The organism is Pseudomonas sp. GW704-F2 (assembly GCF_059423025.1).
Map to the genome: position 1 here is coordinate 1 of NZ_JBWKXO010000054.1, position 16,303 is coordinate 16,303.

12 protein-coding genes and 2 pseudogenes are annotated in these 16,303 nt (G+C 62.7%); 13 read left to right on the forward strand and 1 reads right to left on the reverse strand.

Going from position 1 to position 16,303, the window contains the following annotated elements; all coding sequences use genetic code 11:
• The 9 genes and pseudogenes from AC07W0_RS27985 to AC07W0_RS28025 all read left to right on the forward strand — a co-directional run.
• A pseudogene (locus AC07W0_RS27985) lies at positions 1-282 on the forward strand (hypothetical protein); the annotation flags it as partial.
• 1 nt (position 283) lies between these two features.
• Positions 284-766, forward strand: a complete 483-nt coding sequence (locus tag AC07W0_RS27990) for a DUF6392 family protein (protein WP_017849686.1) — start codon at positions 284-286, stop codon at positions 764-766.
• Between the two features lie 5 nt (positions 767-771).
• Positions 772-876: pseudogene (locus AC07W0_RS27995) on the forward strand (type II toxin-antitoxin system RelE/ParE family toxin); the annotation flags it as partial.
• A 3-nt stretch (positions 877-879) separates the two neighbouring features.
• Positions 880-1,170, forward strand: a complete 291-nt coding sequence (locus AC07W0_RS28000) for an addiction module antidote protein (RefSeq protein ID WP_102618700.1) — start codon at positions 880-882, stop codon at positions 1,168-1,170.
• Positions 1,171-1,266: 96 nt separating this feature from the next.
• Positions 1,267-1,662, forward strand: coding sequence for a DUF2946 domain-containing protein (locus tag AC07W0_RS28005; RefSeq protein ID WP_046485671.1), 396 nt, complete (start codon positions 1,267-1,269; stop codon positions 1,660-1,662).
• Between the two features lie 47 nt (positions 1,663-1,709).
• Positions 1,710-2,192 (forward strand): copper chaperone PCu(A)C, encoded by a 483-nt coding sequence (locus tag AC07W0_RS28010; RefSeq protein ID WP_046384861.1) that lies wholly within the window; start codon positions 1,710-1,712, stop codon positions 2,190-2,192.
• 11 nt (positions 2,193-2,203) lie between these two features.
• Positions 2,204-2,635, forward strand: a complete 432-nt coding sequence (locus AC07W0_RS28015; RefSeq protein ID WP_102618699.1) for a DUF2946 domain-containing protein — start codon at positions 2,204-2,206, stop codon at positions 2,633-2,635.
• A gap of 93 nt (positions 2,636-2,728) precedes the next feature.
• The gene (locus AC07W0_RS28020) at positions 2,729-4,804 is read left to right on the forward strand and encodes a TonB-dependent copper receptor (RefSeq protein WP_026140374.1); all 2,076 of its coding nucleotides are present in this window, start codon (positions 2,729-2,731) and stop codon (positions 4,802-4,804) included.
• A gap of 115 nt (positions 4,805-4,919) precedes the next feature.
• Complete coding sequence (locus AC07W0_RS28025) at positions 4,920-6,290, forward strand: PepSY-associated TM helix domain-containing protein (protein WP_102618698.1); 1,371 nt, start codon at positions 4,920-4,922, stop codon at positions 6,288-6,290.
• Between the two features lie 75 nt (positions 6,291-6,365).
• Here AC07W0_RS28025 and AC07W0_RS28030 read toward each other — a convergent pair whose 3' ends face one another.
• Positions 6,366-10,973, reverse strand: a complete 4,608-nt coding sequence (locus tag AC07W0_RS28030) for a DUF4329 domain-containing protein (protein WP_102618697.1) — start codon at positions 10,971-10,973, stop codon at positions 6,366-6,368.
• Positions 10,974-11,448: 475 nt separating this feature from the next.
• Between AC07W0_RS28030 and urtA the strand changes: the two genes are divergently transcribed.
• From urtA to urtD, 4 genes are all read left to right on the forward strand, one after another.
• The gene (gene urtA / locus AC07W0_RS28035) at positions 11,449-12,714 is read left to right on the forward strand and encodes an urea ABC transporter substrate-binding protein (protein ID WP_102618696.1); all 1,266 of its coding nucleotides are present in this window, start codon (positions 11,449-11,451) and stop codon (positions 12,712-12,714) included.
• A gap of 142 nt (positions 12,715-12,856) precedes the next feature.
• Positions 12,857-14,359, forward strand: a complete 1,503-nt coding sequence (urtB, locus tag AC07W0_RS28040; protein WP_017849695.1) for an urea ABC transporter permease subunit UrtB — start codon at positions 12,857-12,859, stop codon at positions 14,357-14,359.
• On the forward strand, positions 14,359-15,438 hold the full coding sequence (gene urtC, locus AC07W0_RS28045) for an urea ABC transporter permease subunit UrtC (RefSeq protein WP_017849696.1): 1,080 nt from the start codon (positions 14,359-14,361) through the stop codon (positions 15,436-15,438). Before urtB ends, urtC begins: the two co-directional genes overlap by 1 nt.
• Positions 15,435-16,283 (forward strand): urea ABC transporter ATP-binding protein UrtD, encoded by an 849-nt coding sequence (gene urtD, locus AC07W0_RS28050; protein ID WP_046485662.1) that lies wholly within the window; start codon positions 15,435-15,437, stop codon positions 16,281-16,283. The genes urtC and urtD overlap by 4 nt, the downstream gene beginning before the upstream one ends.
• The last annotated feature ends 20 nt before the right edge of the window (positions 16,284-16,303 follow it).

Consider the following 16,303-nt stretch of genomic DNA (forward strand, 5'->3'; position numbering starts at 1 on the left):
GTTGTTTGGTCATCTGACACCTCGTTCTGGCGAGCATTCTCGCCTAAATGGGTGTCCGGTTTCATTAGACCACTACACATCCACCAGAAGTTTAGTGAGACCTACGGCTGGCGAAACACGGAGGAAAAACAGGCGTTAGATGCTGGCGATCTTCGTCATGCAGTAGACAGCAATTTCGATGCTATCAAGCCATACCTTCTGGATCACGGCTTCGCCGAGTCTGATCTTGAGATGGCGCGTACTCAAATGCATAAGGTCAACGAAAATCAGGGGTGGTACTAGAATGGACGCAGTAAAAATCAATCGTTTGGTAAGAGGCTTGGGCAGCACTTACAACGATTTTATTGCCGCGGGCTTACTTCTCGTAGGGTCGATAAAACCTTTATTTGCAGATAGCCAAAATACCCATTTCATCCATAAGCCGGAACCAGGCATTGAGCTTTGGTTTTGGGCTGAAACCATGCGGTTAGAGCGAGTCGTTTTTTGCCTGATTGCACTGGCGGAGGGAGAGCCCAAGTACGCGGGTGAGCTACCCGCACCATTCGGCCTATCGATGAACCAAGAGAGTATCCATAACACACTTGGGAAACCGCACGAGTCCAAAGGGCCAGTGAAGTTACCGCTGCCGATTGGGACTACAGGAGGATGGGATTCCTATCGTCTCAGTTTGGAGTTTCACTCGAACGCGAGGGTGGCTGCGCAGTATTTACCAGATAAATCCGTATGTGGTTTAGCGTTCACTTTGGTTGACATGGGCCGTGATTGACCGGAGACAAGGTGGTTTATCTGCTGCTGATGGGCGGCGACAAATCAACACAAAGCCGAGACATCCAGCGTGCAATACACATGGCAAAAAATCTTGGCCGCAAGGAGTGACTTATGAGCGAATCCTTTACCCGTTTCGATGCCGCAAAATATCTCAAGACTCCTTTTGAGATGGCCGCCTATCTGGATGCTTGCTTTGAAGAAGATGCTGGCGACGGTCTGTTGATTCGCACAGCGCTGAACGATATCGCTCGCGCCCAAGGCATGACCCAAGTCGCTCGCGACGCCGGCCTGGGGCGAGAAAGTTTGTACAAAGCCCTCTCCAGCACTGACAATCCCGAGTTCGCGACTATCATGAAGGTCATGAGAGCACTGGGTCTCAAGCTTCACGCCACCGCGGTCTGACACACTGCGACACCAAACCACACCGCCACTTTTTACTTATCCCCCCCGATCAGGCTAAATACCCGCCTGATCGTTTAACCCTACGGATTGTCCGCCATGGCCCGTCAACGCTTTGCAATCGTCTGGATCGCCTGCTTTGCAGTGCTGTTCAACGCCTTTGCCATGCCGCTGGCCGGGGCGATGCAGCAGTCCAAGGACCCCGCGCAGCAACTGTTGTGGGGCAGTTTCTGTTCGTCCAATGGCGCCAGCCTGAAAACCGTTGCCCTGGGCAAGTTGGACATTCCGGCACCGGCGCAGGACGATCATTCCGCCATGCAGCATTGCTGGTGTTGCTCGGGCTCGGCGCCGTTGGTGGCGTTGCCGGGGCATGTGCCGCAGTTGTATGTCACGCGGTTCGAGGCGGCGCAGAGCCTGCCGCCACCGTCATTGCAGTCCCCGACGCCGCGCCAGCAATGGCCGAGCCTTAACCCGCGCGCCTCTCCAACGGTCTGATGGTCTTCGCAAGTGAACTGCGTTTAGAACCGTTCTGGAGAACTGCCATGCTCAAATCTTCCCTGCTTCTGGCCGCATTGCTGCTGCCGGTGTTCAGTGCTGCCAATGCCGACGACTTCAAGGCCGGCGACCTGCTGGTCAGCGATCCCTGGTCCCAGGAATTGCCCCCCAACGCGCCGACCGTCGCGGCCTACTTTGTGGTTCACAATACCGGCGAAACCCCGGACCGCCTGCTCAGCGCCAAGACGCCAGTGGCGGACAAAGCCGAACTGCATGAGCATGTGATGCAAGGCGCATTGATGAAGATGCAACAAGTGCCCAGCGTTGCCGTGCCGGCCAAGGGTGACTTGACCTTCGCGCCCATGGCCTATCACGTGATGTTGCTGGGCCTCAAAGACCGCAGCGTACTGGCCGACGGCAAGCACTTCCCACTGACCCTGACCTTCGAAAAAGCCGGGGACGTCGAGGTGCAAGTGTCCGTGCAGAAAGTCCCGCCGATGGCGCCCCACGAGCATAAACACGGCGAGTAGGCCAACACTCGATGGGCGCCCCTCGCGCCAGGTTGTCCGCGCCGCGCCGCAGGCCCGTGAGCCTTAAGCGCGGCAGTTGGATCAGCCTGTTCGCCATGCTGATGATCTTTATCGGTCCGCTGATTTCCCAAGCGATGCCGATGAATCAGCACGCCGGTATGTCCATGAGCATGAGCATGTCCATGGACATGCCCGAGTGCCACGGCGAACCGCAACACCGTCCACCTCAAAAACAAGCCCCCGACGAACACCACGTCCTCTGGGAAAAGTGCGGCTATTGCAGCCTGCTCTTCAGTTGCCCGGCACTGCCCGGCAGCGTGTCCTACCTCACCCTCGGCGCCCCATCGCCGGCCAACGCCCTCACCCCCTCACCGCGCCTGGGCCATGCCCGGCAGAGCATTTTCCCCGGCGCGCGCAGCCGTGCCCCACCCATCGCCGCGTAAGCACTTGACACCGTTACTTCACCCCGGCCGACGTTAGACAGACAGCCGCAGGCTGCTGGCCGTGTTGTTTACGATTGATAGATGGAATTTTTCATGTCCAGGTTTTCTGCTGACACCCGTTTGGGAAGCACTCCCGTGTTCGCCGTTCTGTGCGGCGCGCTCTTGATGCCACAGGCCCATGCCGATACCGATGAGCACGCCGAGCACGAACTGAGCCCCACCGTGATCACCGCGATCGCCCCCAGCTCGCCGCTGACCGTGGTCACCAACCCGAAAGACCCGCGCCAGCCAGTGCCCGCCAGCGACGGCGGCGACTATCTCAAGACCATCCCCGGCTTCGCCCTGGTGCGCAACGGCGGCACCAACGGCGACCCGGTGCTGCGCGGCATGTTCGGCTCGCGCCTGAACATCCTCACCAACGGCAGCATGATGCTCGGCGCCTGCCCGGGCCGGATGGACGCGCCCACTTCGTACATTTCCCCGGAAACCTACGACACACTCACCGTGATCAAAGGCCCGCAAACCGTGCTCTGGGGCCCGGGCGCGTCGGCCGGCACCATCCTGTTCGAGCGCGAGCCCGAGCATTTCGGCGAACTGGGCACGCGGCTCAACGCCAGCGTGCTGGCCGGCTCCAACGGGCGCTTCGACAAAGTCATCGACGCCGCTGCCGGCGGGCCCCTGGGTTACGTGCGGGTGATCGGCAACCAGGCACACGCCGACGACTACAAGGACGGCAACAACGACACCGTCGCCTCGCGCTACGACAAGTGGAACGGTGACGTCGCGGTCGGTTTCACCCCCGACGCCGACACCCTGCTCGAACTCACCGCCGGCCGCGGCGATGGCGAGGCGCGCTACGCCGGGCGCGGCATGGACGGCTCGCAGTTCCTGCGCGAAAGCCTCGGGCTGCGCTTCGAAAAATCCAATATCGGCGAGGTGCTGGACAAGGTCGAGGCCCAGGTCTACTACAACTACGCCGACCACGTCATGGACAACTACAGCCTGCGCGTCCCGTCGGGCACCGGGATGATGGCAGGCCCCATGGCCTCCAACGTCGACCGCCGCACCCTCGGCGCGCGGATCAAGGCGACCTGGCGCTGGGCCGACCTGCAACTGATCGGCGGTCTGGATGCGCAGACCAACGAACACCGCCAGCGCAGCAGCATGGGCGTCGACACCTACAAGGATTTGCCGCGCAACAAGGACGCCAACTTCCACAACTACGGCGTATTCGGCGAGCTGACCTGGTACGCCGCCGACCGCGACCGCCTGATCACCGGCGCGCGCCTGGACCGCGCCTCGGCCCGGGACTTCCGCCAGACCATCGGCTCAGGCATGTCGGCACGCGCCAACCCGACCGCCGACGACACCCGCGCCGACACCCTGCCCTCGGGCTTCATGCGCTACGAGCACGACCTGGCAGACACCCCGACCACGCTCTACGCCGGGCTGGGCCACGCCGAACGCTTCCCGGACTACTGGGAACTGTTTTCCCCCAACACCGGCGCGGCCGGTTCGGTCAACGCGTTCGATGGCGTGAAACCGGAAAAAACCACCCAGCTCGACTTCGGCGCGCAATACAAGACCGCCGACCTCGAAGCCTGGGCCTCGGGTTACGTCGGCCAGGTGCGCGACTTCATCCTGTTCGACTACCGGACCGGAATGATGGGCACCACGTCCCAGGCGCGCAACGTCGACGCACGGATCATGGGCGGCGAACTGGGCGCGGCGTACAAGCTGACCCAAAACTGGAAGGCCGACGCCACCCTCGCCTACGCCTGGGGCAAGAACAGCAGCGACGGCAAGCCCCTGCCGCAAATGCCGCCGCTGGATGCGCGCCTGGGCCTGACCTACAGCGAGGACGACTGGAGCGCCGGCGCCCTGTGGCGAGTGGTCGCCGCGCAAAACCGCATCGACCAGAACAAAGGCAACGTGGTCGGCAAGGACTACGACAAGAGCGGCGGCTTTGGCGTGTTCTCGCTGAACGCGGCGTACCGCATCAATAAAAACTTCAAGGTCAGCACCGGCGTCGACAACCTGTTCGGCAAAGCCTACGCCGAGCATTTGAACCTGGCCGGCAACGCCGGGTTCGGCTACCCGGCCAACGATCCGCAGGCCATCAAGGAGCCGGGGCGCACGCTCTGGACCAAGGTCGACATGAGCTTCTAAAACATCGGGATCAGCCCCCTCCCACACTTGAAATGCACTTCAAATGTGGGAGGGGGCTTGCCCCCGATGGCGGTGTAACTGCCCCCAAAAAACAAAACCTTGCGGAGCCCCCCTGATGAGCACACAAAAAATCTCCTTCTACAACCTGGCCTGGCGTTGGCACTTCTACGCCGGGCTGTTTGTCGCGCCCTTCATGGTGCTGCTGGCCCTGACCGGCATCATCTACCTGTTCAAGCCCCAGCTCGACCCGCTGATGTACGGCCACCTGCTCACCGTCCCCGCCGCCGAACGCGCACTGAGCGCCGACGAGCAACTGCAACGCGCCAAGGCCGCCTACCCCCAGGGCCGGCTCAGCAAATACCTGCCACCGGCCGACGCCACCAGCAGCGCACAGTTCGTCATGCACGACAGCGGCCGCGAAATGACGGTGTTCGTCGACCCGTATCGCGGCACCGTGCTCGGCACGCAGGACGCGAAAAACAACCTGCAAGCCATCGCCCGCGCCCTGCACGGCGAGTTGATGATCGGCACCGTGGGTGACCGCCTGGTCGAGCTCGCTGCCGGTTGGGGCGTGATGCTGGTGATCTCAGGCATGTACTTGTGGTGGCCACGCGGCAAGTCATCGTCCGGGGTGCTGTGGCCGCGCTTCAACACCCGTGGCCGTGTGTTCTGGCGCGACCTGCATGTCGTCACCGGTTTCTGGGGCGCGGCGTTGTTGCTGGTGATGCTGCTCAGCGGCATGGCCTGGACCGGCTTCTGGGGCAAGCAATACGCCGACCTGTGGAACCGCTTCCCGGCGGCGATGTGGAACAACGTGCCGACCTCCGATCAACAGGCGCGCGTGCTCAACACCGCGACGCAACAGACCGTGCCCTGGGCCATGGAAAACACACCGATGCCGGTGTCCGGCGACCATGCCGAACACATGAACCACGGCGCGATGCATGCCGCCGCCGCCGCACCCACCATCAGCCTGCAACAGGTGGTCGACCTGGCCACCTCGCGCAAGGTCGAGCCCGGCTACAGCATCACCCCGCCCACCACCGCCGAGGGCGTATTCACTGTCTCGGTGTTCGCCAACGACCCGCGCAATGACGCCACCCTGCATGTGGACCAGTACACCGGCAAGGTCCTCGCCGATGTGCGCTGGGAACACTACAACGGCGTGGCGCGGGCGACCGAGACCGGCGTGATGTTGCACGAGGGCAAGATGTTCGGCTGGGTGAATCAACTGATCGTGCTGCTGATCTGCCTGATGATCCTGCTCAGTGCCGTCAGCGGCGTGGTGATCTGGTGGAAACGGCGGCCGGTGGGCGGCCTCGGAGTGCCGCCGTTGCGTCATGACCTGCCGAAGTGGAAAACCGCGATGGTGATCATGCTCGGGCTGGCGATCGCCTTCCCGTTGGTGGGCGCGTCGTTGATCGTCGTGTGGGCGCTCGATCGCCTGCTGCTGTCGCGGCTGTTTGCGCAGCCTTCGCGGGTTTGACGCCCGGGTGCCGGTCAAGTGCCGCCGGGGACCGGGCGATCCACGGCGGCCGGCTTGGTCAGCGCCGCGCCGTTGTCAGAGTTCGTCTTTGTCCCGGCCGTACAGCACGGCCTGCGGGTCCGGCTCGGCGAGTACGTCCTTGACCTGCCATTCCGCCCCCAGCGCCCCCAGTCGCGTCCAGAAGGTATCGGTTTCCAACACACTCAACGTGCCGGCCGCGCGCAAGCCGCTGACCAGCACGCTGGGCGAAGGCGACGAGTCGACACTCAGCAGTCGCGTCTCGTCCGCCGTGAAACCCGGCACATACTTCAGGAGCGCACCGCCGCGACACGCCAGGTAGACACTCTCGGCGACCGGACGGTTACTGCGGATGATGTCCAGGTACAGGCGCAGATCATTTTTGTCGGCAAAATTGTCCAGCAACCGCTGATCCAGCGCCGATAGATTCAGGCCCAAAGGGATGACTTTGTAAAACGCCTGGAGCGCTTTGATGGTGTAGAAGAACAGCGGATGATCGGGGGTGATATCAAAGCCGAGATGACCGAACCAGAACAGCTGTGAAATCGTGTCCACCAACCACGCACGGTGATCCTCCACCGGCTCAAGCGCCACGAGCCCCCGCGCCTTTGGCGGCGCCAGCACGGCGCCGAGGTATTCGCGGCCCTTGAAGCCGCCCAGCTGTTTTTCGGCCCAGCGCGCAGCGTCGTCGGCATGACCGAACAGCGGCCCGCAAAAGGACAGGAAGTGTGGGTTGTCCTGGGCGGGCCAGGGCGCGGCCTTGGGTTGCCACTGCGCGGTGACGCTTTGTTCCTTGCCCCACACCGTGCTCCTGACACGCACATACAAGTCGCCCTTGGTCGCGAGCCCGCGCACGTAGTCGGCGACGCTGGAGGCGCCTTCGAGCAACTGCGGTCCGAGCGTTCGGGCCTCGCTGCTCAGCGCTTGCCCCTCGTGCTTTCGCAAGGAATACCTCAGCAGCGCGCCGTCGGCGCACAGCAGGTAGAGCGGCAGGGCACCGTTGCCGGCCAGGTTGCTGAGAAAATTGACCGCGCCGGCCAGTACCTGGGGCGAGAAGAAACTCAGCGCCATGTCATCGCTCGTCGGCGCAATCGCCACGGTGGAGGCGCACAGATACAAGCCATCCAGCGTATACCCCTGGGGCAACAGGCCATCGACGAAGACCTGTTCGAAACGCGTGTAATCGGCGCGCACCAACGGCAAGGTCGTCATGTACAGGTTTTTCCGCGCATCCTTGAGTACATAACCGAACTGCACCTGTGCCTGGGGCGACGACACTCGCTGCACATGACGCACGGCGTCGTAAGCCTGGGTAAAGAGCGGACCGCACGGCGCATCGGCAAACACCTGCTTGATCGCCAGCGCCGCGACCTCGGCCAAGTCCGGCACGAACGGCCCGCTCAACCGTCGCGGGTGGCCCCACAGGCGGTTGCCGTTGACCACCCGCAGATCGCCGGCCTTCGCCACCTGCGTGACGAAGTCGACCGGGAGCAGCGCTCCGCTGCGCAGTTGCCGTTCGACTTCATTGTCGGCCACATCCCCCCTGACCAGGTTCAACGGCGCCAACGTCAGCTTGAGCGCCTCCTCCTCCGCCGACCCCGTCAGTTGATAACGCAGGATGCCCCCCTCGGGGCCAAACACATATTCGCGCTTGATGTGGACTTCACGGAACAGCAGGTTCGACAGCACGCTCGTGGGCAACATGCTCTGGTAGACCGCCTTTTGCGTGGCCGAAAACAGTATCTGTGCCTCTTGCTTGAGCACCGAGCGGTAACGCGCGACGATGATACTTCCCGGCGGGTACAGCCCTTGCGCGATCGCCGGGTCGGGATAAATCCAGTTCAGCGCAAAGCCCTGGGGCGGCACCACCAGCGGATCAGTCGCGACGAACACACCATCGGGCAGCCTGAGCAGGACGCCGCCATAGGTGCGGCGCCGGCCCTCACCGACAATGCCCGCGGCATACCGTGCCGCATCGTCCGGGTTGGCAAACGCGGGCCCCACGCGACGGCGGGTCAGGTGTTCGTAACCCGTCCAGGTGCGCGACACCCGCCCTTGCTGGTCCCAGCATTGGCTGGTACGCACCACGTAGAGCTCGCCGCTGTTGGCCCACTCCCTGACAAAGGTCTGCGTCGTCTTTTCACCGGAGGCCAATGCGCTGGCGGCCTGTTCAAAGGCACTTTCCACCGGCCCGCCGCCGCCCACGCGAAATGGCAGCGCGACGAATCTCAACAGGGCCCCCTCCTGCGTAGAAAAGTACACCGGCAGGTTTCTACCGCCGTTGTACTTCACCCCTCTGCGCTGGCTCTCGTACAGCGCCTCGTACAACACCATCGGCATCACAAAATAGCGGGTCAGCCAGGCACTGGATGGCGACAGCCCGGTCGGTTGCCATTGCTGCGAACGAAACAGCCCGCAGAGCGAAAACCCAGCGGGAAACCGATAGTCATTGTCTTCTGTCGGCGCAAACACGCTGTTGAGATTGAACAGCTTGACCCGTTCATTGACGCCCACCACCTCGGTGGCCAGGTACAGCGCCTTGTCCCGGTGCTTGAGGATAAACGCAAAGTACGCCTGCTCCGGCAGGTTGCGCCCATGGACCCGCGCATGCAGATCGCGGGCGGCTTCGTCTGCCGTGCCGAACAGCGCGCCATAGGTCACATAGTCGGGAGCGCCGGCTCTGGGCGCGTACTCGAAAGAGGGCGTCCAGTCTTTGTAGATCGGCGAACGCGGGCCCCATAACACATTGCCTTGGATCACCCGCAAGTCACCCGCCTCAGCCAACCGGGTGACCCACAGCGCGGGTTTGAACAGACCGCTGTCCAACCGTTTTTGCAGCACGCTGCCGGCCGGTTGCGGCGCAGCGCCGGCAGACACCAATGCCTCATGCGTGGAGCCGCTCGGGGTGTACGCCAGCAGGCAGTCCTCGGCAGCCGACATATACGCCGGGCGCCCCGACTGGATCACATCGTAGATTTGGGCGGTGCCAAAAATCTGCAGGTTGATGAGGGCGTCTTCGCGCGTCCAGTTGCGCTGATTGACCCAGCCGGGGTCGACCATCGACAGCGCCGGGTGGGAGCCGTAGCGGCCGTGAATCGCGTAAGCCTCGGGTGGGATCAACGGGCCGGGTAGCTCCGTCGGAAAAAACAGCCTAAGGGCAAACGGGTTGGCGTCGCTGGCCAGGGGCTGGGTGATAAAGAAGCGGCCTTCTTTGTCCTTGAGTACATAGCCGCCGTAGGTTCGCTCGCGCCTTGGGCCGATCTGCTCGTGGGCATACACCGCTGCGTCGTGGGCAGAAATAAAGGGCGGGCTCAATACCGCCGGATAGAAACCGCTCAACACCGTCGAACGGTTGTCCAGCGGGCCGACGACACGCCAGAGCAAGCCGGCCTGGACCACTGACACCGACGTCGCGGCAATCACCCGGCGCACATAGTCACGCGGGCTGAGGCTGCCGGCCTTCAGCGCGGCCTGGGCGCCATTGTCACCGAGCACGCCATCGTTGCCGGTGTTGACCAGCGCGCCGGCATCACTGGGCGCTGGCACCTTGAGTTCAAGCAGTGCGTCATCCGAGGTTTCGATGTAAAGGCGCAAGCCTCGGCTTTTGTTCTGTATGTCCCGGGTCGCTTCTGACTGCACGATGGCCGCCACCAGCTCCGCAGGGGTCGGGAATGTGGCATACAACCAGGACTCGTTTTCGGGGATGTCCGTTGGCGCAGCTTTAGAGCGGTAGTAGAGGGCTTCGAGCCGAAAGTTGGAGGGCAGCTTCAGTTTGCCGGAGGCTTGCTCGGGGAAGAGCCCGGTGGCCGAGAACAATGCCCTGGGCGCGAGCTCGGGGTAGGTCGCGATGTAACTTTCGCTTTGGGTGTGTTTCAGTACAAAGCCGAAGGCATACTCACCAGCCGCCGACGCCGACAGGGCTAGGGCCGCCATCACGGCCAATTCAGGCTGTGCGAATACCTGGGTGAAAAATGGCTGCTCCTGGGTCACTTGCGTCACGGCGGCATTGACTCTCCAACCCCGCTTCATCTGCCCACGCACGCCTCCCCATTGGCGGTTGGGCACCACTACCCGCAGGTCGCCGGCATCGGCGGTCATCCAGATCAATGACTCCCGATCCGCAGAAGCCGGGAACGGCTCCTCGCCGAGAAGGCGCTTTCTCAGCAGGACCTCCGCCGCCGAACCCGAGGTTGTGTACTTAAGCAGCGAGCCCTCGGGGCCGCACAAATAATGAGCGCGCACCGAGCTGCGGTGCTCAATGATAAAACTCAGGTCCGCAGGCGAAAAAAAACTGATCATCATCGAAGCATGATCATCGCTAATCCCGGGGTTTCTCGCTTTCACCTGCTCCAGGTTCGGCGGGTGAGAATGGTAAAGCGCCTCGCAACTGTAGCCGTTGGGCGCGATGAAGTTGTCGTCGGCATCCGTGGCCAGCAAGATCCGATGATCGAAGGTCAACTGCTGGTCAGCGATTGGCGTCGTGGCGAAGTAGCGGTTGCCTTGTTTAAGAATGGCACCCCCGTATTCCTTGTCGGCCACCGAGTAGTCGATCCGCTCATAAGCCCAACGGGCGGCATCGTCGGCCGACATAAACAACGGGCTGAGCGCCGGAAGGACCGGTATATGTCCAGGGGTTTGTTGCGGCAGTTCCGTAAAGTCATTCATGTTTCACCTCATCGAAGAAAGCGTGCGTCCTGGCAAATAATCGCCGTGACGCACCCCTTCAAAGATGGAGTACACCGCTCGTTCAGAGACGGTAGATAGGTATGACTTATTTAGGCCCTGTACGAAAAGTACTGTCACAAACACCCAATCGCACACGCCAGTGAAGCCATTACTGCATCGCGTTTCGCGAGCATGTCAAAGCGCGCATCGATGCAGTGGCTCTCCCGTGTATTGAATGCAAAGCGCGAATCCCGGAAGACCCGGACAGCAGCGGGGCACCGCATATTCATGCCCTCTTTCGGGGCTCCCGCCTGCACGCCCATGCGACCGCGAGCCAAAGCGGTGCACCAGGCTTGCCCGCGACACCCAGCGTGACGATTTAAGTGGAGGTTTCGGGCCTTAGGCACAGGCCTTGCTATGCACTCTTCAGCTTCCAACTCTGCCACTAAAAAATCAAATCCCCGGAGATCGCACCATGAAGCGTCGTAGTTTGCTCAAGGCTTTCACCCTATCGGCATCGATTGTCGCCATGGGCATGACCTGGACCGTGCAGGCCGCCGAGACCATCAAGGTCGGCATCCTGCATTCGTTGTCCGGCACCATGGCCATCTCCGAAACCTCGCTCAAAGACATGGCGTTGATGACCATCGACGAGATCAACGCCAAGGGCGGTGTGAACGGCAAGATGCTGGAACCGGTGGTGGTAGACCCGGCGTCGAACTGGCCGCTGTTCGCGGAAAAGAGCCGGCAGTTGCTGACCCAGGACAAGGTCGCCGTGGTATTCGGCTGCTGGACCTCGGTGTCGCGCAAATCGGTATTGCCGGTGTTCGAAGAACTCAACGGCCTGCTGTTCTACCCGGTGCAATACGAAGGCGAAGAGATGTCGCCGAACGTGTTCTATACCGGTGCAGCGCCGAACCAGCAGGCGATCCCGGCGGTGGAATACCTGATGAGCGAAGAAGGCGGCAGCGCCAAGCGCTTCTTCCTGCTGGGCACCGACTACGTGTACCCGCGCACCACCAACAAGATCCTGCGTTCGTTCCTGCACTCCAAAGGCGTCGCGGATAAAGACATCGAAGAGGTCTACACCCCGTTCGGCCACGCCGATTACCAGACCATCGTCGCCAACATCAAGAAATTCTCGGCGGGCGGCAAGACCGCGGTGATCTCCACCGTGAACGGCGACTCCAACGTGCCGTTCTACAAAGAGCTGGCCAACCAGGGCCTCAAAGCCACCGACGTACCGGTGGTGGCGTTCTCGGTGGGCGAAGAAGAACTGCGCGGCATCGACACCAAGCCGCTGGTGGGCAACCTCGCCGCCTGGAACTACTTCCAGTCGGTAGAGAACCCGGTGAACACCAAATTCGTCGCCGACTGGAAAGCCTACGCCAAGAAACACAACCTGCCGGGCGCGGACAAAGCCGTGACCAACGACCCGATGGAAGCCACCTACGTGGGCATTCATATGTGGGCGCAGGCGGCGGAGAAGGCCAAGTCCACCGACGTCGACAAAGTGCGTGAAGCCGTCGCCGGCCAGACCTTCGCCGCGCCGTCGGGCTTCACCCTGACCATGGACAAGACCAACCACCACCTGCACAAGCCGGTGATGATCGGTGAGATCCAGGCCGACGGGCAGTTCTCGGTGGTGTGGCAGACCCAGGAACCGATCCGCGCACAGCCATGGAGCCCGTACATTCCTGGCAATGACAAAAAACCTGATTACGCCGTGAAAAGTAACTAAGCCCCGCCACGGCCCCCTGTGGGAGGGGGCTTGCCCCCGATAGCGGTGGATTAGTCAGCACATGCATTGCCTGACCCACCGCTATCGGGGGCAAGCTCCCTCCCACATAAAGCCGATGCGCGCACGATCAGGACATATTGTTATGCCCACTGCCCTCTACCGCTTGATCCTCACGGCCTTGCTGTTGCTGCCTGTTGGCGCACACGCCGGCGACGCCGAAGACTTCCTCGCCGCCAACCCGACGCAACAAGCCAAACTGCTGCAGGACTGGGCCGCCCAGCCCGACCCGGCGCGCATCGAGCTGGTGGACGCGCTGCAACAAGGCCAACTGACGGTCAACGGTGAAACCAAGACCGTGCGCCTGAACAACCGCCTGCGCGGTCTGATCGACAACGTACAGGCCAGCCTGCAACTGCTCGCCGCCGACCCCAAGGTACGCCTGGCCGCCGCGCAGACCCTGCAAAAAACCGCACAACCGGCGCAGCTCAAGTTCCTCGACCAGCGTGTCGCCGCCGAAACCGTCGAGGAGGTACACAGCGCCCTCAGCCTGGCCCTGGCCAACCTGCAACTGGTGGACAGCGACCCGCTGGTGCGTTTGGCCGCCGTGCGTCTGCTCGGCAGCACCGGCGACCCGCTGGCGCGCACACGCCTGGAAACCCTGCTCGCCCCCGGCGTGGAAACCGACGCCGCCGTGCATACCGCCGCCGAGACCAGCCTGGCCCAGGTCAAGCGCAAACTGATGCTGGGCGAACTGCTCGGCCAGGCCTTCAGCGGCATGTCCCTGGGCTCGATCCTGCTGCTCGCGGCCCTGGGCCTGGCGATCACGTTCGGCCTGCTGGGCGTGATCAACATGGCCCACGGCGAGATGCTGATGCTCGGCGCTTATTCCACCTATGTGGTGCAGTTGCTGATGCAGCGCTACGTGCCGCACGCCATCGAGTTCTACCCGCTGATCGCACTGCCGGTGGCGTTTTTCGTCACCGCCGCCATCGGCATGGCCCTGGAGCGCACGGTGATTCGTCACCTGTACGGCCGCCCCCTGGAAACCCTGCTCGCCACCTGGGGCATCAGCCTGATGCTGATCCAACTGGTGCGCCTGGTGTTCGGCGCGCAGAACGTCGAAGTGGCCAACCCCGCCTGGCTGTCCGGCGGCATTCAAGTGCTGCCCAACCTGGTGTTGCCGTACAACCGCATCGTGATCATCGCCTTCGCCCTGTGCGTGGTGGTGCTGACGTGGCTGCTGCTCAACAAGACGCGCCTGGGCCTCAACGTGCGCGCCGTCACCCAGAACCGCAACATGGCCGCCTGCTGCGGCGTGCCCACCGGGCGCGTGGACATGCTCGCCTTTGGCCTGGGCTCCGGCATCGCCGGGCTGGGCGGTGTGGCGCTGAGCCAGATCGGCAACGTCGGCCCCGACCTGGGCCAAAGCTACATCATCGATTCCTTCCTGGTCGTGGTGCTAGGCGGTGTCGGCCAATTGGCCGGTAGCGTGATGGCCGCGTTCGGCCTGGGGATCGCCAACAAGATCCTCGAACCACAGATCGGCGCCGTGCTCGGCAAGATCCTGATCCTTGCGCTGATCATTCTGTTTATCCAGAAACGCCCGCAAGGCCTCTTCGCACTGAAAGGACGGGTGATCGACTGATGAACCAGCCATTGATGCTCACGGCCACGCAAAAGGCCGGTCCCAAGCTGACGATTGCCGTCGGCGCGCTGATCCTCGGCGTGCTGCTGGCGCTGCCGTTGCTGTCGCTGCTGCCAGCGGACAACGCGCTGCATGTCTCGGCCTACACCCTGACGCTGGTGGGCAAGATCCTCTGCTACGCCATCGTCGCCCTCGCGCTCGACCTGGTGTGGGGTTACGCCGGGATGCTGTCCCTCGGCCACGGCCTGTTCTTCGCCCTCGGCGGTTATGCCATGGGCATGTACCTGATGCGCCAGGCCTCCGGCGACGAGTTGCCGGCGTTCATGACCTTTTTGTCGTGGACCGAATTGCCCTGGTACTGGGTCGGCACCGAGCACTTCCTCTGGGCGCTGTGCCTGGTGGTGCTGGCGCCGGGGTTGCTGGCGCTGGTGTTCGGCTTCTTCGCCTTCCGCTCGCGGATCAAGGGCGTGTATTTCTCGATCATGACCCAGGCGCTGACCTTCGCCGGGATGCTGTTGTTCTTTCGCAACGAGACCGGCTTCGGCGGCAATAACGGCTTCACCAACTTCCGCAGCATCCTCGGCTTCGGCATCACCGAACCGGGCACGCGCGCGGTGTTGTTTGCCGCCACCGTGCTGTTGCTGGTGAGCAGCCTGTACATCGGCTGGCGCCTGGCCCGCAGCAAGTTCGGCCGGGTGTTGACCGCCTTGCGCGATGCCGAGAACCGCCTGATGTTCTGCGGCTACGACCCGCGTGGTTTCAAGCTGTTCGTGTGGGTGTTGAGCGCGGTGCTGTGCGGCCTGGCGGGGGCGTTGTACGTGCCGCAGGTGGGCATCATCAACCCCAGCGAAATGTCACCGACCAATTCCATCGAAGCCGCTGTGTGGGTGGCCCTGGGTGGGCGCGGCACCTTGATCGGGCCGCTGCTCGGCGCCGGGGTGGTCAACGGCATGAAGAGCTGGTTCACCGTGGCGTTCCCGGAGTACTGGCTGTTCTTCCTGGGGGCGTTGTTCATCATCGTCACCCTGTATTTGCCCAAGGGTGTGATCGGCCTGTTGAAGAAACGGGGTGAACAATGAGAGTGACTGCGACGGCGGAATTTATGCTCGAACCTATTCTCGACACCGGCAACGGCCGCGATGCGATCGGCATCGGCCAGGCCGCCGGCACGGGCCTCGATACGCGCCACGGCACGATCCTGACCCTGGAAGACATCAGCGTCAGCTTCGACGGTTTCAAGGCACTCAACGCCTTGAACCTCTACATCGGCGTCGGCGAACTGCGCTGCATCATCGGCCCCAACGGCGCCGGCAAAACCACGCTGATGGACGTGATCACCGGCAAGACCCGGCCCAGCCACGGCAACGCCTGGTTCGGCGAAACCCTCGACCTGACCGCGATGAGCGAAGTGCAGATCGCCCAGGCCGGCATTGGCCGCAAGTTCCAGAAACCCACGGTGTTCGAAGCCTTGAGCGTGTTCGAAAACCTGGAGCTGGCGCAGAAGACCGACAAGTCGGTGTGGGCCAGCCTGCGCGCACGCCTGAGCGGGGAACAGAAGGACCGCATCGATGAAGTGCTCGACACCATCCGCCTCACCGCCTCGGTGCATCGCCCGGCTGGCCTGCTGTCCCACGGCCAGAAACAGTTCCTGGAAATCGGCATGCTGCTGATGCAAGACCCGCAACTGTTGCTGCTCGACGAACCGGTGGCGGGCATGACCGACGCCGAAACCGAATTCACCGCCGAACTGTTCAAGCGCCTGGCGGGCAAGCACTCGCTGATGGTGGTGGAGCACGACATGGGGTTTGTCGGTTCGATTGCCGACCATGTGACCGTGTTGCACCAGGGCAGCGTGCTGGCCGAAGGGTCGCTGGAACAGGTGCAGGAAAACGAGCGCGTGATCGAGGTATACCTCGGGCGCTGAGTTCGCTTTTCTGTAGGGGC

Excerpts from the sequence above, each read along its gene's own strand:
- AC07W0_RS27990 (WP_017849686.1), top strand. The coding sequence starts at position 284 with ATGGACGCAGTAAAAATCAATCGTTTGGTAAGAGGCTTGGGCAGCACT.
- AC07W0_RS28000 (WP_102618700.1), top strand. The coding sequence starts at position 880 with ATGAGCGAATCCTTTACCCGTTTCGATGCCGCAAAATATCTCAAGACT.
- AC07W0_RS28005 (WP_046485671.1), top strand. The coding sequence starts at position 1,267 with ATGGCCCGTCAACGCTTTGCAATCGTCTGGATCGCCTGCTTTGCAGTG.
- AC07W0_RS28010 (WP_046384861.1), top strand. The coding sequence starts at position 1,710 with ATGCTCAAATCTTCCCTGCTTCTGGCCGCATTGCTGCTGCCGGTGTTC.
- AC07W0_RS28015 (WP_102618699.1), top strand. The coding sequence starts at position 2,204 with ATGGGCGCCCCTCGCGCCAGGTTGTCCGCGCCGCGCCGCAGGCCCGTG.
- AC07W0_RS28020 (WP_026140374.1), top strand. The coding sequence starts at position 2,729 with ATGTCCAGGTTTTCTGCTGACACCCGTTTGGGAAGCACTCCCGTGTTC.
- AC07W0_RS28025 (WP_102618698.1), top strand. The coding sequence starts at position 4,920 with ATGAGCACACAAAAAATCTCCTTCTACAACCTGGCCTGGCGTTGGCAC.
- AC07W0_RS28030 (WP_102618697.1), bottom strand. The coding sequence starts at position 10,973 with ATGAATGACTTTACGGAACTGCCGCAACAAACCCCTGGACATATACCG.
- urtA (WP_102618696.1), top strand. The coding sequence starts at position 11,449 with ATGAAGCGTCGTAGTTTGCTCAAGGCTTTCACCCTATCGGCATCGATT.
- urtB (WP_017849695.1), top strand. The coding sequence starts at position 12,857 with ATGCCCACTGCCCTCTACCGCTTGATCCTCACGGCCTTGCTGTTGCTG.
- urtC (WP_017849696.1), top strand. The coding sequence starts at position 14,359 with ATGAACCAGCCATTGATGCTCACGGCCACGCAAAAGGCCGGTCCCAAG.
- urtD (WP_046485662.1), top strand. The coding sequence starts at position 15,435 with ATGAGAGTGACTGCGACGGCGGAATTTATGCTCGAACCTATTCTCGAC.